Annotated in this window: 20 protein-coding genes; 14 read left to right on the forward strand and 6 right to left on the reverse strand. The window is 72.0% G+C overall.

Features of this window, described 5'->3' with window-relative positions; all coding sequences use genetic code 11:
• Nucleotides 1-80 precede the first annotated feature (80 nt).
• Both TR50_RS26055 and TR50_RS26060 read right to left on the reverse strand, forming a co-directional pair.
• Nucleotides 81-1,241, reverse strand: a complete 1,161-nt coding sequence (locus tag TR50_RS26055) for a hypothetical protein (RefSeq protein WP_152648644.1) — start codon at nt 1,239-1,241, stop codon at nt 81-83.
• Between the two features lie 77 nt (nt 1,242-1,318).
• Complete coding sequence (locus TR50_RS26060; protein ID WP_042426820.1) at nt 1,319-1,789, reverse strand: hypothetical protein; 471 nt, start codon at nt 1,787-1,789, stop codon at nt 1,319-1,321.
• A 202-nt stretch (nt 1,790-1,991) separates the two neighbouring features.
• On the opposite strand from TR50_RS26060, the gene TR50_RS26065 reads away from it, so the two are divergent.
• Entirely contained in the window at nt 1,992-2,210 is a 219-nt protein-coding gene (locus tag TR50_RS26065; RefSeq protein WP_042426821.1) for a hypothetical protein, read from the forward strand.
• Between the two features lie 35 nt (nt 2,211-2,245).
• Here the strand turns inward: TR50_RS26065 and TR50_RS26070 are convergent, their stop codons facing one another.
• Together TR50_RS26070 and TR50_RS26075 are read right to left on the reverse strand one after the other, a co-directional pair.
• A complete protein-coding gene (locus tag TR50_RS26070) occupies nt 2,246-2,713 on the reverse strand; it encodes a hypothetical protein (RefSeq protein ID WP_052441332.1) in 468 nt (155 codons plus the stop codon).
• A gap of 301 nt (nt 2,714-3,014) precedes the next feature.
• Entirely contained in the window at nt 3,015-3,512 is a 498-nt protein-coding gene (locus tag TR50_RS26075; RefSeq protein ID WP_042426826.1) for an inorganic diphosphatase, read from the reverse strand.
• 63 nt (nt 3,513-3,575) lie between these two features.
• On the opposite strand from TR50_RS26075, the gene dacB reads away from it, so the two are divergent.
• From dacB to folE, 6 genes are all read left to right on the forward strand, one after another.
• A complete protein-coding gene (gene dacB, locus TR50_RS26080) occupies nt 3,576-5,240 on the forward strand; it encodes a D-alanyl-D-alanine carboxypeptidase/D-alanyl-D-alanine endopeptidase (RefSeq protein ID WP_152648645.1) in 1,665 nt (554 codons plus the stop codon).
• Nucleotides 5,241-5,360: 120 nt separating this feature from the next.
• Nucleotides 5,361-6,479: a zinc-dependent metalloprotease gene (locus tag TR50_RS26085; RefSeq protein ID WP_042426829.1), complete on the forward strand. Its 1,119-nt coding sequence runs from the start codon at nt 5,361-5,363 to the stop codon at nt 6,477-6,479.
• 200 nt (nt 6,480-6,679) lie between these two features.
• Nucleotides 6,680-7,798, forward strand: coding sequence for a tRNA lysidine(34) synthetase TilS (tilS, locus tag TR50_RS26090; protein WP_042426832.1), 1,119 nt, complete (start codon nt 6,680-6,682; stop codon nt 7,796-7,798).
• An 81-nt stretch (nt 7,799-7,879) separates the two neighbouring features.
• Nucleotides 7,880-8,434, forward strand: coding sequence for a hypoxanthine phosphoribosyltransferase (hpt, locus tag TR50_RS26095; protein WP_042426835.1), 555 nt, complete (start codon nt 7,880-7,882; stop codon nt 8,432-8,434).
• Nucleotides 8,435-8,685: 251 nt separating this feature from the next.
• Entirely contained in the window at nt 8,686-10,686 is a 2,001-nt protein-coding gene (gene ftsH / locus TR50_RS26100) for an ATP-dependent zinc metalloprotease FtsH (RefSeq protein ID WP_042426838.1), read from the forward strand.
• Nucleotides 10,687-10,791: 105 nt separating this feature from the next.
• Nucleotides 10,792-11,400, forward strand: a complete 609-nt coding sequence (gene folE / locus TR50_RS26105; RefSeq protein ID WP_042426841.1) for a GTP cyclohydrolase I FolE — start codon at nt 10,792-10,794, stop codon at nt 11,398-11,400.
• A 24-nt stretch (nt 11,401-11,424) separates the two neighbouring features.
• Here folE and TR50_RS26110 read toward each other — a convergent pair whose 3' ends face one another.
• Together TR50_RS26110 and TR50_RS26115 are read right to left on the reverse strand one after the other, a co-directional pair.
• A complete protein-coding gene (locus TR50_RS26110; RefSeq protein ID WP_042426844.1) occupies nt 11,425-12,570 on the reverse strand; it encodes an alpha/beta hydrolase in 1,146 nt (381 codons plus the stop codon).
• Between the two features lie 70 nt (nt 12,571-12,640).
• Nucleotides 12,641-13,798, reverse strand: coding sequence for an alpha/beta hydrolase (locus tag TR50_RS26115; protein WP_042426847.1), 1,158 nt, complete (start codon nt 13,796-13,798; stop codon nt 12,641-12,643).
• 214 nt (nt 13,799-14,012) lie between these two features.
• Between TR50_RS26115 and TR50_RS26120 the strand changes: the two genes are divergently transcribed.
• The 7 genes from TR50_RS26120 (at nt 14,013) to TR50_RS26150 (ending at nt 20,445) form a co-directional block, all read left to right on the forward strand.
• The gene (locus tag TR50_RS26120; RefSeq protein WP_042426850.1) at nt 14,013-15,821 is read left to right on the forward strand and encodes a phosphatidylglycerol lysyltransferase domain-containing protein; all 1,809 of its coding nucleotides are present in this window, start codon (nt 14,013-14,015) and stop codon (nt 15,819-15,821) included.
• A 44-nt stretch (nt 15,822-15,865) separates the two neighbouring features.
• On the forward strand, nt 15,866-16,765 hold the full coding sequence (folP, locus tag TR50_RS26125) for a dihydropteroate synthase (RefSeq protein ID WP_042426858.1): 900 nt from the start codon (nt 15,866-15,868) through the stop codon (nt 16,763-16,765).
• Nucleotides 16,762-17,232: a nuclear transport factor 2 family protein gene (locus TR50_RS26130; protein ID WP_042426861.1), complete on the forward strand. Its 471-nt coding sequence runs from the start codon at nt 16,762-16,764 to the stop codon at nt 17,230-17,232. Before folP ends, TR50_RS26130 begins: the two co-directional genes overlap by 4 nt.
• Before the next feature lie 189 nt (nt 17,233-17,421).
• A complete protein-coding gene (folB, locus tag TR50_RS26135; RefSeq protein ID WP_042426865.1) occupies nt 17,422-17,784 on the forward strand; it encodes a dihydroneopterin aldolase in 363 nt (120 codons plus the stop codon).
• A gap of 5 nt (nt 17,785-17,789) precedes the next feature.
• Nucleotides 17,790-18,377: a 2-amino-4-hydroxy-6-hydroxymethyldihydropteridine diphosphokinase gene (folK, locus tag TR50_RS26140; RefSeq protein ID WP_042426868.1), complete on the forward strand. Its 588-nt coding sequence runs from the start codon at nt 17,790-17,792 to the stop codon at nt 18,375-18,377.
• An 87-nt stretch (nt 18,378-18,464) separates the two neighbouring features.
• Nucleotides 18,465-18,956, forward strand: a complete 492-nt coding sequence (locus TR50_RS26145) for a DUF3180 domain-containing protein (RefSeq protein ID WP_042426871.1) — start codon at nt 18,465-18,467, stop codon at nt 18,954-18,956.
• Nucleotides 18,957-19,083: 127 nt separating this feature from the next.
• Entirely contained in the window at nt 19,084-20,445 is a 1,362-nt protein-coding gene (locus TR50_RS26150) for a hypothetical protein (RefSeq protein WP_152648646.1), read from the forward strand.
• Nucleotides 20,446-20,453 lie beyond the last annotated feature (8 nt).

The following is a 20,453-nucleotide window of genomic DNA, read 5'->3' on the forward strand; positions in this document are numbered from 1 at the left end:
CCCCCAAACTTTCACCCCCCGCCCCTGACCACCGCCCGCCCCTGACCGCCGCTCGCCCCTGACCACCGCCGGACCAGGGCCTACTCGCCGGGCCGCCAGGATCGGGTCGCCCGCCAGGCCGCGGCGCGCCAGGGGAAGAGCGCGTCACTGACCAGGCCGGACCGGCCGGGCAGCTCCCACTTGGTCACGGTGGGCAGTTGGTACCGCGCGAAGGCGAGTCCCGCTGCGGCGGCGAGCCGCGCGACGTCGCTCCATCTGGAGGTCCAGGCCGACAGCTCGAAGAGTCGGAGCCCTTCGGCGTCCAGGAAGGCCAGGCGCACGCTCTCCCGGGCCGGCTCGCGTGGCCGGAGCTCCAGATAGAGGACCAGCTCCGCGACGGGGTGCGCCCGCAGGACCTCCGGCACGGACCCAGGGGGAGGCGGGGCGCCGACGGTCGGGAGCACCAGTTGGCCGGTCGGGTGGTACAGCCTCAGCTCCTGCGTGGCCGTGGTCCATCGCAGCAGGCGATCGCCGCAGCGGCAGTTGAAGCGGTTCCTGTCCGGCTTGTGCCCCCTCCCCAGGCGGGCGGGCAGAGCCGGTGGACGGCCCGCGAAGCCCGCATCCGGGTCGAAGGCCACCCGCGTGCTCATCGGTGCGACGACCAGCGCCCGCCCCGGCGTCGCACGAGTGAGCCGACGCCTCGCCCTGCCGACCGTGCCGACCGTGCCGACTGTGTCGACGGGCCGCACCTCGACGCCGCCGGGAGAGACGCCCGCCCGGGAGCGGCGCGGCGGCGGCACGCCCGGCCCGATCATGGCCTCCAGGTACTGCTCGGCGGCCAGGGCCCGCCGTACCGCCGCCCGCAGCGGCTCCGGCCACAGGCGCCACACCAGCGGTTCGAGCGCGGGGAGCGTGAGCGCGCCGAGTGCGAGCACGAGGCTCACTGCGACCGGACCGCCCGCGAGTGGCACCGCCACGGCGGCGAACAGCAGCAGGCACGCCGCCCGCAGCCCGATCCGCCGATGCCGCCGCCGGAACCGCAGGGCGTCCGGGTCACCGTGATGCGGTGCGGTCCACAGCGGGTAGGTCACCGCACCCCCGACCAGGGCCAGGCCGAGCAGTTGGACCGGCCAGGGCAGCGCCGGCAGCGCGAGCGCGCCGCCGGCCAGCGCGCCGAGTCCCCGCGCGAGCAGCGCCCACCTCACCTGGCGGGCCCGCACCCGTCGCGCCCACAGCCGTACCGGCCGTAACAGGACAGCCAACCCCCGCATGGCACCCCCGTCTCCGCTCTTCAGCCGAGACGGCCACGGTGACACGCCGGGTGGCGTCCGTCCATGGTTCAGACGTGCCGGGGCTCGGCCGCCGCGGGGGCCAGCCCGAGCGCACGGAACGTCACGCGCTGGTCGTACCAGAGCAGCGCCACCGTCGTGCCGGTCATCGCCACGGCCATCGCCAGGTGCCCGGCCGTCCCCTCGACCTGTGTGCCGAGCGCGGCCAGCGCGGCGTGGACGCCCACCCGCAGGGCGATCAGACCGACCAGGATCTTCCGGCTGCGGCCGTTCTTCAGCATGGCCCGCAGCAGCTTGCGCCGACGCCCGAACACGGTGAATCCGACCGTCATGTTGACCAGGCCCAGCGCGACCAGCGCCATCCACGCGTCCGGGTGCAGCTTGACGATGTCGAAGGCCGCACCCATCAGTCCCTCGAAGGCGAAGAACCACGGCGACAGCGGCTTGATCTCGCCCGGCTCCAGCGGAGGCTGCGCGGTCCGCTTGAAGGTGAACGTGCTGCCGAGCTGGCTGATCGCCATGATGGTCTCCCCCTGGATGTCGTCTCTCCCTGACGACCACGAGCTTCCCGCGGGCGGGTGCTGTCACGGCAGAAACAGGAGTCCTGACTCGGGCAGGACATTTGTCATATCAGCGGGATGACACCGCCTATGCTGGCCGCCGGCGCCCCGGAGCGGGCGTCCCGGAGCGGGCGGACCGCAGGAAAGGTGAGGGTGGGAGAGCATGGCCAAGCCCGTGCGCGCGGCGATCGGGGACAAGTGGATCACGTGCGGCTTCTGCGGCGGTGACGTCTTCCGCGACCGCGAGGTGAAGCTGAACAGCTCCGGGATGGAGCTGCTCAACCTGGGGTGGGCGAACGAGTCGGCCACCGGCCTCATCTGCTGGAACTGCGGCTATGTGCAGCTGTTCATGAACGACGACCTCGACCTCTACAAGGCCTGAGGCGCCCCCTCCCCGGACGGGGAGGGGGCGCGGCGTCAGGAGGTCCAGTTCTGGCAGTTGTTGGAGCTGATCGCCGTGGCGCCGGCGTAGACGATGCCGCGCCAGTTGATGTCGACGCTGTTCCCGGACTTCCCCTGGGTGTTGCTGGCCCAGACGGCCCTGCCCGAGTCGGTGTAGAGGACGAAGTTCCCGTCGGACTGGTAGGTCGCGTGCGTCGCTCCCGAACCGTTGGTGCCCGTGGCCCAGCACGCCTGACCGGCGTCGGTGGGGCTGGAGTCGATGGAGACGTACTCCACCAGGTTGCCGTCCGGCTGCATCTCCAGCAGCACGGCGGCGTTTCCGCTGTTGTTGAGACGCCAGATGTAGTCCCCGGCGTAGAGGGTCTGCCCCTTGCGGAGCGAGGAGCCGCGGTCGCTGGCCGAGGCACTGCTGGAGGTGGCCAGCATCAGCGCCGGAATGGCGACGGCCACGGCGGCGATCTTGGCGGTACGGGCGATGCGCATGGGTGTTCCCCCGATGAGTCGGATTCGCTGGAAGGCGCCGAGGTCATCGGGCAGGACACGGTGACCTCTGCGGCGCTTCATCACCGTCGCAGGCCGCAGCCGGTGCCGACAACCTCGATCGAGCGTCTCAGCGCCGTCTCAGCCCCGTCTCATCCGGAGCGGGCCAACGGGCCCACGGGCGGCCCGGCGTCCCATGGCCCGCGGATGGAGACGTCTCCCGCGCGTCTCGGAGGCCGGAGCCGGGCTCCAACGACGTGAGCCCAGCAGCCGGACGGCTGCTGGGCTCACGTGTTCCCGCTGGTCAGTGGTGGCTCTTGCCGGACTCGGCGAGGCGCTTGATGGAGTTGGTGATCTCCTCCTCCGCCTCCTGGCGGCCGACCCAGTGGGCGCCCTCGACGGACTTGCCCGGCTCCAGGTCCTTGTAGACCTCGAAGAAGTGCTGGATCTCGAGGCGGTCGAACTCCGAGACGTGGTGGATGTCGCGCAGGTGCTCCCAGCGCGGGTCCGAGGCCGGGACGCAGAGCAGCTTGTCGTCGCCGCCCGCCTCGTCGGTCATGTGGAACATCCCGATGGCGCGGCACTTGATGACGCAGCCGGGGAAGGTGGGCTCCTCCAGGATGACGAGCGCGTCCAGCGGGTCGCCGTCCTCGCCGAGGGTCCCGTCGACGAAGCCGTAGTCGGCCGGGTAGCGGGTCGAGGTGAAGAGCATGCGGTCGAGGTAGATGCGACCAGTCTCGTGGTCGACCTCGTACTTGTTCCGCGAACCCTTCGGGATCTCGATCGTGACGTCGAACTCCACAGCTCTCCTCCAATATCAGTGGTTGCAGCCAATAGTGTCTCCTACGGCGTGGAGTGCTCAGGAATGGGGAAGGGCCGGATGGGCAACTGGGCGGACCGTGGAGGCCGGGCGGTCGCGGCGGCGAGACGTGTCGCGATGCAGGCCGCACGGCAGGCGGCGGAGCGGACGGAGCCGATACGCGCGTCCGCGCTGCGTTCGGCCGAGCGGGCGTGGCAGCAGTACGGGCGACCGTACGGCGTGCGGTACGGGAAGCGGTACGGGCGGCGGTACGCGTACGCGCCGACGCGTTGGGTCGTCGGCGTCGCCGCAGGCAGTGGGCTTGTGCTGGCCGTCGTCAGCATCGCGGTGGCCGGGCCCTGGCAGGGCGGCCAGCGGGTGAGCGAGCGGGCGCTCGCCGCGGGGCGTCCCTCCGTCGCGGCCCACCCGGGAGGGCGCCCGACCGCGCCCAAGCCCGTCGGTCCGGCCTGGCACGACGCCGCCGACGTGCTCGCCCCGGCGAGCGCGTCCGGCACGCTGCCGACCGGCTCCGGCCTCAGGGCCGCGCTCGCCGGGCCGATGGGCGTCTCCGTGCTCGGCGATGTCACCGCCTCCGTCGTGGACGTCAGCGACGGCCGCACCCTCTACAGCGTCGGCGCGGACCAGCCCCAGAAGCCCGCCTCCACGAACAAGATCGCCACCGCGACCGCCGCGCTGAGCCTGCTGGGGCCGGACCACCGCTTCACCACCAAGGTCGTCGGCGACGCGGCCACGGGCCTGACCCTGGTCGGTGGCGGCGACCCGACGCTGACCGCGTCGAGCGGTCCCGACAGTCTCACCGCCCTCGCGGCGGCGACGGCCGCCGCACTGCGGGCCGCCCCGGCGAGCCCGTCCGCCGCGGCGAGCGGCTCGCCCTCCGGCGGCGGGCACCAGCGGATCCAGCTGCGCTACGACATCTCGCTCTTCTCCGCGCCCGCCCTGCACCCCATCGGAGTCAACGGGAACATCGCCCTGGTCCAGGCCCTCACCGCCGACGAGGGTCGCCTCGACCCGACCAGCACGGAGGACGCCCCCCGCTACTCCGATCCGGCCGCGCACGCCGCGACCGTGTTCGCCGCGGCGCTGGCGGCGGACGGCGTCGACGTCGACACCTCCCCGTCCCAGGGGGCCGCTCCGGCGAACGCCCCGCAGGTCGCCCAGGTCCAGAGCGCGCCGCTGAGCGACATCGTCGAGCGGATGCTGACCGACAGCGACAACGACGTCGCTGAGGCCCTCGGCCACGCCGTCGCCCTCGCCTCCGGCAAGCCCGCCACGTTCACCAACGCCGCGGCGGCGGTGACGGCGAGGCTCACCCAGCTGGGCATCCGGCTCGGCACGACCCACCTGGCCGACTCCAGCGGCCTCAGCGAGGACGACGGCATCCCCGCGGCCGTCCTGACGCAGCTGCTGGTCCTGGACGCCTCCCCGGCCCATCCGGAGCTCCGCAGCGTCATCAGCGGTCTGCCGATCGCGGGCTTCACCGGCACCCTCGACAACCGCTACGGCGGCGCCGGCAGCGAGGCCGGACTCGGCATCGTCCGGGCGAAGACGGGCACCCTGCAGACCGTCAACACCCTGGCGGGGCTGGTGGTGGACCGCAGCGGCCGACTGCTGGCCTTCGCCTTCATGTCCAACGGGAGCGGCCTGCAGGACCCGGCGCGCGCGGCACTCGACGTGCTGGCCTCGCGCCTGGCGGCCTGCGGCTGCGGGTAGTCAGGCGGGTCGGCAGGCGAGCGGCGGGCGAGGACCGGCGGGAGGGACGCCGGGCGATGCGACTCCTCGATCGTGCGACGCTGCTGCCCGAACCGGCCGGGAGAACGTACGGTTGAACGCATGACGAGCGCCAGCGGCAGCAGCAGCAACGGCACGGACATGATCGACTGGGACCTCGCGGTCGCCACGGCCACCCGCCTGGTGCGGCCCGGGCCGGAGGTCACGCGGGAGGAGGCTCGGGCTGTCGTGGCCGAGCTGCGCGTCCACGCGCGCGAGGCCGAGGAGCACGTGCGCGCGTACACGCGCATGGGCGCTCCGGAGAGTGACACCCCCGTGCTCGTCGTGGACCGGCCGGGGTGGATCAAGGCGAACGTGGCCGGGTTCCGGACCGTCATCAGCCCGCTGACGGGCAGGCTCGCCGCGCGCCGGGCGAACCTTCCCGGCGGGGTGGCGATGAGCGCGGTCGGCAGCAAGATGACCGGCGTCGAGCTCGGGCTGGTGCTGTCGTTCCTGTCCACCAAGGTGCTCGGGCAGTACGAGACCTTCGCGCCGGCGGACGTGCCGGCCGACCTCTCCGCGCTCGAGGACGGCCGGCCGGCCACCCCGCCGGGTCGGCTGCTGCTGGTCGCGCCGAACATCGTCTCCGTCGAGCGGGAGCTGGACGTGGACCCGCACGACTTCCGGCTGTGGGTGTGCCTGCACGAGGAGACCCACCGGACCCAGTTCACGGCGGTGCCCTGGCTGCGGGACCACATCGAGGGGGAGATCCAGGCGTTCCTGGCCGAGACCGAGATCGACCCGGGCACGCTCTTCGAGCGGCTGCGCGAGGCCCTGACCGAGGGCGGGCAGAAGCCGGAGAACCTGGTCGAGGTCGTGCAGACGCCCACCCAGCGGGAGATCCTGGGACGGCTGACGGCCGTCATGTCGCTGCTGGAGGGTCACGCCGACGTGGTGATGGACGGGGTGGGGCCGCAGGTCGTGCCGACCGTCGGCGAGATCCGCGAGAAGTTCCAGCAGCGGCGCGCCAAGGGCGCGAGCCGCATGGACCAGCTGCTGCGGCGTCTGCTCGGCATGGACGCGAAGCTGCGTCAGTACCAGGACGGGGCCGTCTTCGTGAACGCCGTCCTGGACGCCGTCGGGATGGAGGGCTTCAACAAGGTCTGGACGTCCCCGAACACCCTCCCCACGAAGGAGGAGATCCACAACCCGGCCGCCTGGGTGGCCCGGATGCACCGCTGAGGCGGCGTCAGACCGCGACCGGCGGGACGGGGGACCGCCTCGCCGAAACGTTTCGGCATTCACTCGTCCGATCGAACCGGTACTGCGGGACGACGACGCCTCCGCGTGTCGTCGGTGACTTCTGCGACGATGCGCAACATCCCGGTCACTCTGGGTGTGAGACGATGCGGCAGTCCACCCGCCCTGAGGAGTGATCGGTCATGGGCCCCCATCCCGCGGTAGCGGCGATACGCCTGGCGGTGCGCCGGGTACTCGCCGAGTTCTCCGACGAGGTTCCCGCCACTTTCGCCCCCGGGAGCCGCGCCCCCGGGAACGAAGCCGCCGTACCCCCGCAGTTCATCCGCTCCGTGGGCGACGTCGACCCGCGGCACGCGAAGTACCGCAGGCCCCGCCCGAAGCCGGCGCCCTCCGCGCCGCTCGTGCTGGTGGCCTGCTCCGGCGGGGCCGACTCGATGGCCCTCGCCGCCGCCACCGTCTTCGAGGCAGCCAAGCTGGGCCTCCGCGCCGGCGCGGTGACCGTCGACCACGGGCTCCAGACCGGCTCCACCGCCCGGGCCGTGGAGGTCGCCGCGCGCCTGCGCGACCTCGGCCTCGACCCGGTCGACGCGCTCGGCGTGAACGTGCCTGCCGCCCGCGGCCACGGCGGCCCCGAGGCGGCCGCGCGGGACGCCCGCTACGCCGCGCTGGAGGCCGCCGCCGAACGCCACGGCGCCCGCGCCGTGCTCCTCGGCCACACCCGCGACGACCAGGCCGAGACCGTCCTGCTCGGCCTCGCCCGCGGCAGCGGCACCCGCTCGCTCAGCGGCATGCCCGTCGTCGCCGGACGCTACCGCCGCCCCTTCCTCGAGCTCGACCGGGCCACCACCCGCGCCGCCTGCCACGTGCTCGACCTGCCGGTCTGGGACGACCCGCACAACACCGACCCCGCCTACACCCGCGCCCGGGTCCGCCACGAGGTGCTGCCGGTGCTGGAGAAGCACCTCGGCGGCGGCGTGGTCGAGGCCCTGGCCCGCACCGCCCGGCTCTTCCGCGACGACGCCGACGCCCTCGACGCGTGGGCGGCCCGGGTGGAGACGGAGATCACCCGCCCGGACGGCCTCGACTGCGCGCGCCTGGCCGACCTGCCCGCCGCGGTCCGCCGCCGGGTGCTGCGCCGGGCCGCGCTGGCCGCCGGTTCCCCGGGCGGGGAGCTCTTCGCCCGCCATGTCGAGGCCATGGACCAATTGGTCACCGCCTGGCACGGGCAGGGGCCGGTGCATCTGCCCGGCAGCGTCCGGATGAGCCGCCGGGGCGGCCTGCTGGCCTTCCGGCGCGTCTGAGACTTCCGACGCTCCCGTAAGGTTGAGGAACGCAGGCGCAGGGACGCCTCTGCGGAATCCAGCTTCGAGGAAGTAGCGCGGGTGGACGAGAAGGACATGGGCACCGACCTTGCCAAGGTGCTCATCAGCAAGGACGAGATCGACGCCAAGCTGCTCGAGCTCGGTGCGGAGATCGACCGTGACTACGCGGGCAAGGATCTGCTCATCGTGGGCGTGCTCAAGGGCGCGGTCATGGTGATGGCCGACCTGGCCCGGACGCTGCACTCCGATGTCACCATGGACTGGATGGCGGTCTCCTCCTACGGGATGGGCACCAAGTCCTCCGGCGTAGTCCGCATCCTCAAGGACCTGGACACCGACATCTCCGGCCGCGACGTGCTGATCGTCGAGGACATCATCGACTCCGGTCTGACGCTGTCCTGGCTGCTCAGCAACCTCCAGTCGCGCAACCCCGCCTCGCTGGAGGTCTGCACGCTGCTGCGCAAGCCGGACGCGGCCAAGGTGTCGATCGACGTCAGGTACGTCGGTTTCGACATCCCGAACGAGTTCGTCGTCGGCTACGGGCTGGACTACGCGGAGAAGTTCCGTAACCTGCCCTTCGTCGGCACGCTGGCCCCGCACGTCTACGGCGGCTGAGCCCGGGCGGATTGCTCCAGGGCGGCGGGAACAGTGCCCGGTTTCCCTCCGTTGGACCCTGGGAAGAGCCGTTTGACACGGGAACGCAACCGTTCACATGGAGAATGGCTGCGGTACCGTCCAATAATTCGCTGTTCCTACCGGGGACGGTCGAGGACAAACACAGACATAGGACGCATCACCGGCCGCAGGGCCGAGGGTGCCGCACTTAGTGGCAGGAGGGACGGGGCGGCCAGGGTCGCCCCGCATGGATGGACGTGAAGCGATACTTCCGTGCGCCGGTGATGTGGATCGTGCTGGCTGTCCTCGCCATCGTCGTGCTGATGCAGGTGGTGTCTTCGGCCCAGGGCTACAAGACCGAGGACACCAGCAAGGTCATCAGCGCGATCAACGCGGGTCAGGCCCAGTCGGTCCAGGTCACGACCGGTGACAGCCAGATGATCAAGGTTCAGCTGAAGGACGGCCAGTCCGTCGACGGCACGAACATGATCCAGGCCCCCTACGCCTCCGACCAGTTCGCGGCGACGCTGCAGACCGACCTGCAGCAGGACGTCGCGAGCGGCAAGCTGCCGAGCTACACCGTCAAGGTGGACAAGCAGAACGCCTTCCTGGGCATTCTGATCTCGCTGCTGCCGTTCGTGCTGATCGTCGGCGTGTTCCTGCTGCTGATGAACCAGATGCAGGGCGGCGGCTCGCGCGTCATGCAGTTCGGCAAGTCCAAGGCGAAGCTCATCACCAAGGACACCCCGAAGACGACGTTCTCGGACGTCGCGGGTGCCGACGAGGCCGTCGAGGAGCTCCAGGAGATCAAGGAGTTCCTGCAGGAGCCGGCCAAGTTCCAGGCCGTCGGCGCCAAGATCCCCAAGGGTGTGCTGCTCTACGGCCCGCCCGGAACCGGTAAGACCCTGCTCGCCCGTGCCGTGGCCGGCGAGGCGGGCGTGCCGTTCTACTCGATCTCCGGCTCCGACTTCGTCGAGATGTTCGTGGGTGTCGGCGCCAGCCGCGTCCGCGACCTGTTCGAGCAGGCCAAGGCGAACGCCCCGGCGATCGTCTTCGTCGACGAGATCGACGCGGTCGGCCGCCACCGCGGCGCCGGCCTCGGCGGCGGTCACGACGAGCGTGAGCAGACCCTCAACCAGCTGCTGGTCGAGATGGACGGCTTCGACGTGAAGGGCGGCGTGATCCTGATCGCGGCGACCAACCGTCCCGACATCCTCGACCCGGCGCTGCTGCGCCCGGGCCGCTTCGACCGCCAGATCGCGGTCGACCGTCCGGACCTCACCGGCCGTCTGGAGATCCTCAAGGTCCACCAGAAGGGCAAGCCGGTCGCCCCGGACGTCGACCTCATGGCCGTCGCCCGCCGCACCCCCGGCTTCACCGGCGCCGACCTGAGCAACGTCCTCAACGAGGCCGCGCTGCTCACCGCGCGCAGCGACAAGAAGCTGATCGACAACACCGTCCTGGACGAGGCGATCGACCGCGTCGTGGCGGGTCCGCAGAAGCGCACGCGGATCATGTCCGACAAGGAGAAGAAGATCACCGCGTACCACGAGGGCGGTCACGCCCTGGTCGCGGCGGCCTCGCCGAACAGCGACCCGGTGCACAAGGTCACGATCCTCTCCCGCGGCCGCGCCCTCGGCTACACGATGGTGCTGCCGGACGAGGACAAGTACTCGACCACCCGCAACGAGATGCTCGACCAGCTCGCCTACATGATGGGCGGTCGCGCGGCGGAGGAGCTGGTCTTCCACGACCCGACCACCGGCGCGTCCAACGACATCGAGAAGGCGACCGGCACCGCACGGGCCATGGTCACCCAGTACGGCATGACCGAGCGCCTGGGCGCGATCAAGTTCGGGACCGACTCCTCCGAGCCCTTCCTGGGCCGTGAGATGGGCCACCAGCGCGACTACTCGGAAGAGGTCGCCGCCCTGGTGGACGAGGAGGTCAAGAAGCTGATCGAGAACGCCCACAACGAGGCGTGGGAGATCCTGGTCGAGAACCGCGACGTGCTGGACAACCTGGTGCTGGAGCTCCTGGACAAGGAGACCCTGAACAAGGAGCAGCTCGCCGAGATCTTCGCCCCGATCGTCAAGCGGCCGCCGCGTCCGGCCTGGACCGGCTCGCCGCGTCGGGCGCCGTCCACCCGCCCGCCGGTGCAGTCGCCGCGCGAGCTGGCGCTGACCAACGGCGTCTCCGACACCGTGGGTCCGCTGGACACGACCACCAACCTGGAGCAGCCCGAGCTGTGACGGCCGTGGCCGTGGTCTGAGACCGGAAATGTTCACGCTGCCCCGAGGCTTTAGCCTTGGGGCAGCGTTCTTTTGTTTCGAACTTCCAGCCGAGGAGCACTACTCATGATCGATCCGGTGACCATCGAGGGTTCGACCGGAGCCGTCCGGGAGTTCGACCAGAAGCGGGCCGAGGACGCGATCCGCGAGCTGCTCATCGCCGTGGGGGAGGACCCGGAGCGAGAGGGCCTGCAGGAGACCCCGGCGCGCGTAGCGCGCGCCTACAAGGAGATATTCGCGGGGCTCTACCAGAAGCCCGAGGACGTGCTGACGACCGTCTTCGACCTGGGCCACGACGAGCTGGTCCTGGTGAAGGACATCGAGCTGGTCTCCTGCTGCGAGCACCACCTGCTGCCGTTCCACGGCGTCGCGCACGTCGGGTACATCCCGGCGGAGAACGGCAAGATCACCGGCCTGTCCAAGCTGGCCCGCCTGGTGGACGTGTTCGCCCGCCGCCCGCAGGTCCAGGAGCGGCTGACGACGCAGATCGCGGACTCGCTCATGCGGATCCTCGAGGCACGCGGCGTGATCGTGGTCGTCGAGGCCGAGCACATGTGCATGTCCGTGCGCGGCATCCGCAAGCCGGGCGCGAAGACGATGACCTCCGCCGTCCGCGGCCAGCTGCGCGACGGCAAGACCCGCGCCGAGGCGATGAGCCTCATCATCGGGCGCTAGCTCTCAGCCGGCGCCCGTCGGCGGTCATCGGGCGCCGGCCAGCTGCTCGCTGATCCACTCCAGCATCGGCGCCTGCTCCACGGCCCAGGTGCCGAAGTTGTGGCCGCCCGAGGCGAGCAGCATCGGCGTCGCCCGCATCGGCGCGTGCACCAGCGAGAGGAACCGCTTCGTCGCCGGGTAGTCGCGGTCCCTGACCGAGGTGCCGAGCAGCACGCTGATCGGCGGCGCCGGGAGGTTGGCGAGCCGCCAGCCGAAGTCGCCCTCCTGGACCAGGCGGTCGCGCTCCGGGCCGGGAGGCCCGAACAGCACCCCGGTCTGACGGTTCTCGTAGAGACCGTAGTCGCCGCCCAGGTCGGCGACGACGCCGAAGACGGACGGGTGGCGCAGACCGAAGGCCAGCGCGCAGGTGCCGCCCTCCGAGTAGCCCTCCACCGCCCAGGCGTCGGCGCCGGGCAGCAGCCGGTACGCCGAGCGCAGCGCCGCCGGGACCTCCTCGGTGAGGTACGTCTCCACGCGCGGGCCGCCGACGGAGTCGACGCAGTTGGTGTCCCGGGGCAGGGCCACGTTCTGCGAGATCAGCACCAGCACCGTCGGGCGCATCCGGCCGGAGGCCATCAGGCCGGAGGCCTGGCGGGGCGGGTTCAGCCGGTCCAGCGTGGTCTGGATGGTGCCGGGGAAGCCGGTCATCATCAGCACGACCGGGAAGCTGGTGTGTGCGTAGGCCGGCTGGAAGTACTGCGGCGGCAGGTACACGTACGCCTGCTGGCGCAGGCCCGTGCGCGGGCCGAGCAGCCGGACCGTGGAGACCTGGCCGACGACGGACGGCGGGCCGGACCGGAACGCGGGGGCGGCTCCGTCCGGGCGGACCAGGCGCGAGCCGTGCGCCAGGGGGAGCGTGTCGCCGCTCGGCCCGGTGGAGGGGCCGAAGGTGACCTGCTGGTCCGCGCCGAGCAGATCACCCCAGGTGGGGTAGAAGTCGCCGTAGCCGTTGATCATCAGCGCCGCGGCCAGCACCAGGCCGAGCTGCGCGGTCAGCAGCGCGCCCAGCCGGGCCAGGACGAAGAGCCGGCCGGACCGCGCCAGACGCGGCCACAGCCACACCGTCGCCGCCGTGACCAGCACGGTGATCCCGAGGACCGTCCAGAGCAGCGCGCCGCTGGTCAGCTCCATCCGCCTGTTCCCCGTTCCGCCGTTCCACCTTCCCGGTGCTCAACGACGGAGGGGAGCGAAGAGGAGCGGGTCAGGCGCCCACGGAGGTGGGGACGGCGAGCTTGCCGGCGACCCACGGGAGCGCCAGCGGCGTCTCCTGGTTCCAGGTGTTGAAGTTGTGGCCGCCGCTGGTGAGGTAGAGCGAGGAGATCTGGAACGGCGGCTTGGCCGTCACCGCCTTGATGAAGGCCTCGGTGGCCTTGTAGTCGCTCTCGGTCTTGCTGCTGGTCACCAGCAGGGAGACCGGCACGGCGGGCAGGTGCTGCACCCGCCACATCAGGTCGGCCTGGTTGCGCAGCGCCTGGCTGCCGCCGAACAGGTCGCCGGTGGTGGAGTCCTCGGCGGCCTTGTAGTAGCCGGAGAGCGAGGCCGCCGCGGCGAAGGAGCCGGGCTCGCGCATGGCGAGCGAGAGGGCGCAGTAGCCGCCGGTCGAGTCACCGATCACGCCCCACGCCTTGCCGTCGGTGGAGACGTTGTAGGTGGTGGCGAGGGCCCGGGGCAGGTCCTTGGCGAAGAAGGTCTGCGCCTGCGGGCCCCCGGGTATGTCCTGGCACTCGTTGTCGCGCGGCATCGCGACCGAGGGGCGCAGCAGCACCATGACCGTGGGCGGCATCTTCTTCTGGTAGATCGACTGCGCGGCGATCGTCGGGTACTTCATCCGGGAGATCAGGTTCTCCGGGGTGCCCGGGTAGCCGGTGAAGACGACCACGACGGGGAACTTCTTGTCCTTGTACGCCGGGTCCTTGTAGGCGGCCGGCAGGTAGACGTAGCCGTCCTCGTCGAGGCCGGTGCTGCCGCCGTGGATGGTGACCTGCTCCACCGTGCCGCCCTTGGCGCCCGCCGCCGCGCCGCCCAGCTGGAGCGCCACCGGCTTGCTGCCCTGGACGGAGACGCCGCCCATGCCACGGCCGTCGGAGGCCGGCTTGCTGTGGTCGACGATGGTCGGGGTCGCGCCCTGGTCGGTGCCGAACAGGTCGCTGAAGGAGCTGTAGAAGCCGCCCCAGTTGTTGGCCACCAGCGCCAGTGCCATCAGGCTGAGCACCTGACTCAGCAGCAGCGTGCCGACCCGCCCGAGCACGGCCTTCCAGTTCCGGCCGCTCAGTCGGGGCCAGAGGTAGACCGTTCCCACGAAGCTGGCGAGTGCCAGCAGCGCGATCAGCAGCTCCAGTTTCTTGCTGGTGAGACCCATTCCCCGTGCCTACGCCTTCGTCCTGCGACCCGCGCCCGGGGTGCCGGGGCGGGCGGGCGCGGGGGTGTGGCCCGGCCCGACGTACCAGCATGCCTGAGCGTCACCTGGGAGACAGCATCGAAAGTCGTATGTGTGACCCATTCATTACATGTCATCACCTGGGACACCCTCGCGTGAGACTCAGTCCTTACCTGTGCGTCTACGCTGTCCTCCCATGAGTGAACCCGTGGCCACCGAGCGACCGACCCGCAAGGGCCTGCCGATCCCCAAGGTCTCCCGCCCATGGGTGCCCCGAGCCGTGGGCTTCGCCACAGCCCTGATCGGTCTCTTCGACATCGTCGCGGGCGTCGCCCCGCACATCCGCGAGAGCCGGATGCACAAGCTCGCGACGCTGCTGCCGGGCACGGTGACCACCGTCGCGACGGCGCTCTCGCTCGTCATCGGCATCGTGCTGATCATGCTGGCGCACGCGCTGCGCCGCCGTAAGCTGCGCGCCTTCCGGGCGGTCGCGGTGCTGCTGCCGGTCGGCTTCGTGATGGAGCTGCTGCGCTGGCACCACACCGGCACCGCGGTGATCACGCTCGTGGTCTGGGTCGTCCTGCTGCTCAACCACCGTGAGTTCTACGCGCTTTCGGACCCGCGCACGCGCTGGCGCGCGGCGGTCAACTTCGTGGTGATGCTGGTGCTGAGCTTCGGGCTCGGCATGATCATCGTCAGTGCCCACGCCCGGACGACGGTCGGCGACCCGTCGCTGCGCGAGCGGTTCTGGGAGGTCTTCTGGGGCCTGGTCGGCGTCGGCGGTCCGATCCACTACACCGGCAGCCGCACCGGCGACCTGGTCTACTACTCGCTCGCGGGCCTCGGCTTCTTCACCGCCGTCAGCACGATCTGGCTGGCGCTGCGCCCGTCCAAGCCGTTCGCGGTGCTGGACGCCACCGAGGAGCAGCACGTCCGCGAGCTGCTGACCAAGCACGGCGCCCGCGACTCCCTCGGCTACTTCGCGCTGCGCCGCGACAAGAGCGTGCTCTTCTCGCCGACCGGCAAGGCCGCCATCGCCTACCGCGTCGTCTCGGGCGTCATGCTCGCCTCCGGCGACCCGATCGGCGACGTCGAGGCGTGGCCCGGCGCGATCAAGGTCTTCATGGAGGAGGCCCACAAGCACGCCTGGGTCCCGGCGGTCATGGGCTGCAGCGAGCAGGGCGGCGAGGTCTGGACCCGCGAGGCGGGCCTGGACGCCCTGGAGATCGGCGACGAGGCGATCGTCGAGGTCGAGGACTTCACCCTGGAGGGCCGCGCGATGCGCAACGTCCGCCAGATGGTCAAGCGCATCGAGCGGGCCGGCTACGAGTGCCGGGTCCGCCGCGTCGAGGCCCTGGACGCGCAGGAGCGCGACGCGATCCGCCACGCCGCGGACGCCTGGCGCGGCACCGAGACCGAGCGCGGCTTCTCCATGGCGCTCGGCCGCTTCGGCGACATCCGCGACGAGGGCTGCGTCGTGGTCACCGCCCACAAGGCCATCGAGGGCGCACCGGAGGGGACTTCGGACATCCGGGCGGTGCTGCACTTCGTGCCGTGGGGCAAGGACGGCATCTCGCTCGACCTGATGCGCCGCGACCGCGACGCCGACCCCGGCCTGAACGAGCTGCTGATCGTCAAGGCGCTGCAGGCCTGCCCCGAGCTGGGCGTGAACCGCGTCTCGCTGAACTTCGCGATGTTCCGCAGTGCGCTGGCGCGCGGCGAGCGGATCGGCGCGGGCCCGGTGCTGCGCGCCTGGCGCGGGCTGCTGGTCTTCCTGTCCCGGTGGTTCCAGATCGAGTCGCTGTACAAGTTCAACGCGAAGTTCCGCCCGATCTGGGAGCCGCGCTTCCTGGTCTACCCGGGCCCCGGCGACCTGCCGCGCATCGGCATCGCCTCGCTCCAGGCGGAGGCGTTCATCGTCATGGAGCTGCCGAAGTCGCTGCGCCGCTTCCAGAAGGTCCGGCCGGAGCCGAACGCCGCGATCACGGTGCCCGCCCAGCGGTGACCCTCAGGGACGTCCACGACCTCCCCCGGCGGGATAATCGACGCATGCAGACTCCGCACCGACACCTTCCCGGACTGGCCGACTGGGGCCGCTGCGGGGTCATGGGCATCGTGAACGTGACCCCGGACTCCTTCTCGGACGGCGGGCTGTGGCTCGACCCCGACAAGGCGATCGCGCACGGGATCGACCTGGTCGGTCAGGGCGCGGACCTGGTCGACGTCGGTGGGGAGTCCACCCGGCCCGGAGCCAAGCGGGTCACCGAGGAGGAGGAGCTGCGGCGGGTCGTCCCCGTCGTGACGGGGCTCGCCGCCGCAGGGGTGACCGTGAGCGTGGACACCATGCGCGCCGCCGTCGCCGAGGCGGCCGTCGCCGCCGGGGCGAGGGTGATCAACGACGTGAGCGGCGGTCGCGCCGACGCGAACATGGTCAAGGTCGCGGCCGAGACCGGGGTCCCCTTCGTGGTGATGCACTGGCGCGGTCAGTCGACCGAGATGGACGCGCTGGCCCGCTACGAGGACGTGGTCCGCGAGGTTGTCGCCGAGGTCGAGGGGCAGATCGAGGCCGTCATGGCCGCCGGCGTCCGGCCGGAGCAGCTGATCGTCGACCCGGGGCTCGGCTTCGCCAAGACCCGCGAGGACGACTGGGCGCTGCTGGCCCGCCTCGACGCCTGGAACCGGCTCGGGCACCCGCTGCTCGTCGCCGCCTCGCGCAAGCGCTTCCTCGGCACGCTGCTCGCCGACGCCGCCGGCGAACCCCGCCCGGCCAGGGAGCGCGACGCGGCCACCGCCGCCGTCTCCGCGCTCGCCGCCGCCGCAGGGGCGTGGGCGGTGCGCGTGCACGAGGTCGCGGCCAGCGCGGACGCGGTCCGCGTCGAGGCGGCGCTGCGGGCCGCCCGCGACGGGCAGGACGGGCAGGACGGGCAGGAAGGGCGGGACGAGCGGTGACGGGCGTCCCGCGCGGGAACAAGGCCGAGGCCGACGCCGTCCTGGCGGCCAACGACGCCCTCTACGCCGCCCTGGAGGCGGGCGACCTCGACGCGCTGACGGACGTCTGGGTCTCCGGCGCGGACGCGGACGACGTCCACGGCGCCGTCTGCGTGCACCCGGGCTGGCCGGTGCTGCGCGGCCGGGCCTCGGTGCTGCGCTCCTACGCGCTGATCATGGCCCACACGGACTACATCCAGTTCTTCCTCACCGACGTCGAGGTCGAGGTGCTGGGCGACGTGGCGCTCGTCACCTGCACCGAGAACATCCTCTCCGGCGGCGAGGCGGAGGAGGAGGGCCAGCTCGGTCCCCTGGTCGGGGGAAAGGTCGTCGCCACGAACCTGTTCCGACGGACGGGTGAAGGTTGGCGGCTCTGGTCCCACCACGGTTCACCGGTGCTGACCGGCGGCGACGACGAGGAAGAGTGATCTTTTCGGGCACATCCGGTGAAGGTCCGAGCGCCTGGGAATCAAATGGGCACCGTGCGGGATTGTCAGTATTGCAAGGTAGCTTGGTGCCCGTAGGCAATGAAGCCTGCGCCGCTCCCGCGTGCGTCCTCCCCGGTGCGCCGTACCGGTACGCAGTAGGAGAGCAGGACCTCAGGGAGTGTTCGCAACATGCTCGACCGAATCGCGATCAAGGGTCTGCGCGCCCGCGGTCACCACGGCGTCTTCCCGCGCGAGCGTGAGCTCGGCCAGACGTTCGTGGTCGACGTGGTGCTCGGCCTGGACACGCGCCCTGCCGCCTCCGGGGACGACCTGGAGGCGACGGCCCACTACGGCGTCATCGCCGAGGAGGTCGTGGGCATCGTCACCGGCGATCCGGTCGATCTGATCGAGACCCTTGCACAGCGCATCGCCGACCAGTGCCTCAGCCACGCCGCCGTGCAGGAGGTGGAGGTCACCGTGCACAAGCCCGACGCGCCGATCACCGTCCCGTTCGACGACGTCACCATCACTATCGTTCGGAGTCGCGGATGAGCCCCATGTCTCCCGATCCCATCGCCACGCCGGTCCCGTCCGAGATCAAGGACACGGTCGACTCGGCCGACACCACCCTGCACAACCCGCGCCGCGCGGTGATCGCCCTCGGCAGCAACCTCGGCAACCGCCTGGAGACCCTCCAGGGCGCCGTCGACGCGCTCGAGGACACCCCGGGCGTCCGGGTCAAGGCCGTCTCCGCCGTCTTCGAGACGGACGGCGTCGGCGGCCCCGAGGACCAGCCCGCCTACCTCAACGCCGTGCTGGTCCTGAAGACCACGCTCCCGCCGCAGTCGCTGCTGGAACGCGCCAACGCCATCGAGGACGCCTTCGGCCGCGTCCGCGAGGTCCGCTGGGGCCCGCGCACCCTGGACGTCGACATCGTCGCCTACGAGGGCGTCGAGCAGGACGTCCCCGAGCTGATCCTGCCGCACCCGCGCGCCCACGAACGCGGCTTCGTGCTCGCGCCGTGGAACGACGCGGACCCGGACGCCGAGCTGCCGGGCCACGGCAAGGTCGGCGAGCTGCTCGCCTCCGTCGGCGAGGAGGGCGTCCGCCGCCGCGAGGACCTCACCCTCCACCTGCCGCGCTGACCCCTGTGCCGGGCGGGGACGCCGCTGACATCCGGTCACCGTCCCCGCCCGGGTACGGTGGAGCAGATCCTGCTTGGAGGGACTGCTGTGAAGCCGCTTCGCCCGCTCGTGCTGGCCGTGACCACGCTTGTCGCCGGGGTGCTGTCCTGGGCGGGCGCCCGGCTGTGGAACTCGGTCGGTTCGCTGCCCGGCGTTCCGGCCGCCGCGCCGATCGTGCTCGCGGTGATCGCGGTGGTGCTGGCCGCCGCGGCGATCACGCTGCGCGGGCGGCTGCGCGCCCAACGCGAACGTGAGGCCGGGGCCAAGGGCGTCGACCCGCTCTTCGCCGCGCGGGCGCTGGTGCTGGGGCAGGCCAGCGCGCTGGTCGCGGCCCTCGTGACGGGCGTCTACGGCGGCCTGGGCGTCTTCCTGATCACTCTCTCCGACATCCCCCCGGCACGCCAGGGCCAGGCGCTGACGGCGCTGTTCGCCGTGATCGCCGGCGTCGCCGTGATGGCGGCCGGGCTGTGGCTCCAGCGCGTCTGCCGTCTGCCGGACGACGAGGACCACGACCGCGACCACGCGGTGCAGCGGCACTGAGGCGCGGGCGCCCAACGTCGGTTTTCGGACGCCGGATTGAACGTGTCCGGCAATTTCTGGGGCCTGTCAAGAGTGTCTTTGGCCCCCTGCCTGACATAAGTCGGACGATCACGCTAGATTTCTGGCCATGTCTCGTGGTCGCCACCGTCAAGCCTCGCGCCTGGGCAGGGCGCTTCCGTCGATCGCCTGCGCGGTCCTGGCGTTGGCCGCCTTCGCGGCCGCGCTGCTGACCAGCAGTCTCGGCGTCCTGCGCATCCTGGTGGCCGCCGTCTGCGTCGGCGCCTGCGCGGCCGCGGTGCTGCTGCGGCAGCGGGAGAGCGCCGCCCAGGCCGATCTCGACACCGAGAAGTCGGCACGGGTCCGCGACGAGGCCCGCTTCGAGGAGCGCATCGCCGAGCTCGAGTACCAGTCCGAGGTCGCCGAGGAGCAGGTCAAGCGTCTGGAGCGGCGCGTGCTCGCCCAGCGGAGCCAGCTCGCCCACGCCGAGGCCGCCCACGCGCAGCTCCTGCGCGACCGCGCCCGCACGGCCGCCGACCAGGCCCTGCGCGACGCCGAGACGGCCCGGGCCCTGGAGGCCGCGAAGCGCGGCGCCCGGCCGACCCCGGCCGCGTACCTCAAGGCCGCGAACGCGCTGCGCTGGATGGAGCGCCGGGCCGAGCAGTCCGAGTCCAGCCGCACCCTGGCCCTGCGTCAGCCCACCCTCCCGGCGACGGTCGCGAAGGAGGAGCGTCCCGCCGAGCAGCTCGAGCCGGCGGTCGCGCCCAAGGCGGGCACCGCTCGGAGCGTGGGTCCGAACGCCGGTCCGAACGCCGGTCAGAACGGGGCGGAGTCGGGCTCGTTCTTCACCAAGGCCGGCACCAAGTCCGGCGCCAAGGCCAAGCCCGCACCGGCCGCTGCCGCCCCTGCCACCGCGCCTGCCACCGGCGCCGGCGCGCCGAGCCCGGCAGGCCCGAACCCCGCCGCCCCGAGCGCTGCCGTCCAGAGCCCGGAGGCCGCGCCGGCCGTCGCGGAGAAGTCCCCGGCGCCGCGCGAGCGCGGGCTGGTCGCGCCCTACATGCAGCCCTCGGCGCAGCCGCAGGCCGCGGAGGCCGCCAAGCCCGCCCCGGCCTGGGCCCGCGCCGCGCTCCCGCCGCTGCGGCCCGCCGCGGCCGTCGCCCCGCAGTCGGCGCTCCCGCGCCAGGGCGGCACGCCCACGGGCGCGTTCAACTTCTTCTCCCGCCAGGAGGCGGCGATCGGCAGCAAGCTCGGCACGTCGGCCGAGCAGGCCGCAGTGGAGCAGGCCGCAGTGGAGCAGACCGCGGTCGAGCACGACGGGGCCGACGTCATCGGCGACGAGGCCGCCGAGGCGCAGGCACGCTACGTCGCCGCGCCCGAGGCCCCCTCGGTCCTGCCCACGCACGCGCACGAGCGCACCGAGCACGCGATCGTCGACCTCACCGCCGAGGACGAGACGGAGCCGATCGACGTGCGCGCCATCCGCGCCGTGTGACCGCGCGT

The sequence above is a fragment of the Streptacidiphilus anmyonensis genome (genome assembly GCF_000787855.1).
GTDB lineage: Bacteria > Actinomycetota > Actinomycetes > Streptomycetales > Streptomycetaceae > Streptacidiphilus > Streptacidiphilus anmyonensis.

What these genes read in the sequence shown, in the direction of transcription:
- TR50_RS26060 (WP_042426820.1), bottom strand. Translation starts at nt 1,789, where the DNA reads ATGGCGATCAGCCAGCTCGGCAGCACGTTCACCTTCAAGCGGACCGCG.
- TR50_RS26065 (WP_042426821.1), top strand. Translation starts at nt 1,992, where the DNA reads ATGGCCAAGCCCGTGCGCGCGGCGATCGGGGACAAGTGGATCACGTGC.
- TR50_RS26070 (WP_052441332.1), bottom strand. Translation starts at nt 2,713, where the DNA reads ATGCGCATCGCCCGTACCGCCAAGATCGCCGCCGTGGCCGTCGCCATT.
- dacB (WP_152648645.1), top strand. Translation starts at nt 3,576, where the DNA reads ATGGGGAAGGGCCGGATGGGCAACTGGGCGGACCGTGGAGGCCGGGCG.
- TR50_RS26085 (WP_042426829.1), top strand. Translation starts at nt 5,361, where the DNA reads ATGACGAGCGCCAGCGGCAGCAGCAGCAACGGCACGGACATGATCGAC.
- tilS (WP_042426832.1), top strand. Translation starts at nt 6,680, where the DNA reads ATGGGCCCCCATCCCGCGGTAGCGGCGATACGCCTGGCGGTGCGCCGG.
- ftsH (WP_042426838.1), top strand. Translation starts at nt 8,686, where the DNA reads ATGGACGTGAAGCGATACTTCCGTGCGCCGGTGATGTGGATCGTGCTG.
- folE (WP_042426841.1), top strand. Translation starts at nt 10,792, where the DNA reads ATGATCGATCCGGTGACCATCGAGGGTTCGACCGGAGCCGTCCGGGAG.
- TR50_RS26110 (WP_042426844.1), bottom strand. Translation starts at nt 12,570, where the DNA reads ATGGAGCTGACCAGCGGCGCGCTGCTCTGGACGGTCCTCGGGATCACC.
- TR50_RS26115 (WP_042426847.1), bottom strand. Translation starts at nt 13,798, where the DNA reads ATGGGTCTCACCAGCAAGAAACTGGAGCTGCTGATCGCGCTGCTGGCA.
- TR50_RS26120 (WP_042426850.1), top strand. Translation starts at nt 14,013, where the DNA reads ATGAGTGAACCCGTGGCCACCGAGCGACCGACCCGCAAGGGCCTGCCG.
- folP (WP_042426858.1), top strand. Translation starts at nt 15,866, where the DNA reads ATGCAGACTCCGCACCGACACCTTCCCGGACTGGCCGACTGGGGCCGC.
- folB (WP_042426865.1), top strand. Translation starts at nt 17,422, where the DNA reads ATGCTCGACCGAATCGCGATCAAGGGTCTGCGCGCCCGCGGTCACCAC.
- folK (WP_042426868.1), top strand. Translation starts at nt 17,790, where the DNA reads ATGTCTCCCGATCCCATCGCCACGCCGGTCCCGTCCGAGATCAAGGAC.
- TR50_RS26150 (WP_152648646.1), top strand. Translation starts at nt 19,084, where the DNA reads ATGTCTCGTGGTCGCCACCGTCAAGCCTCGCGCCTGGGCAGGGCGCTT.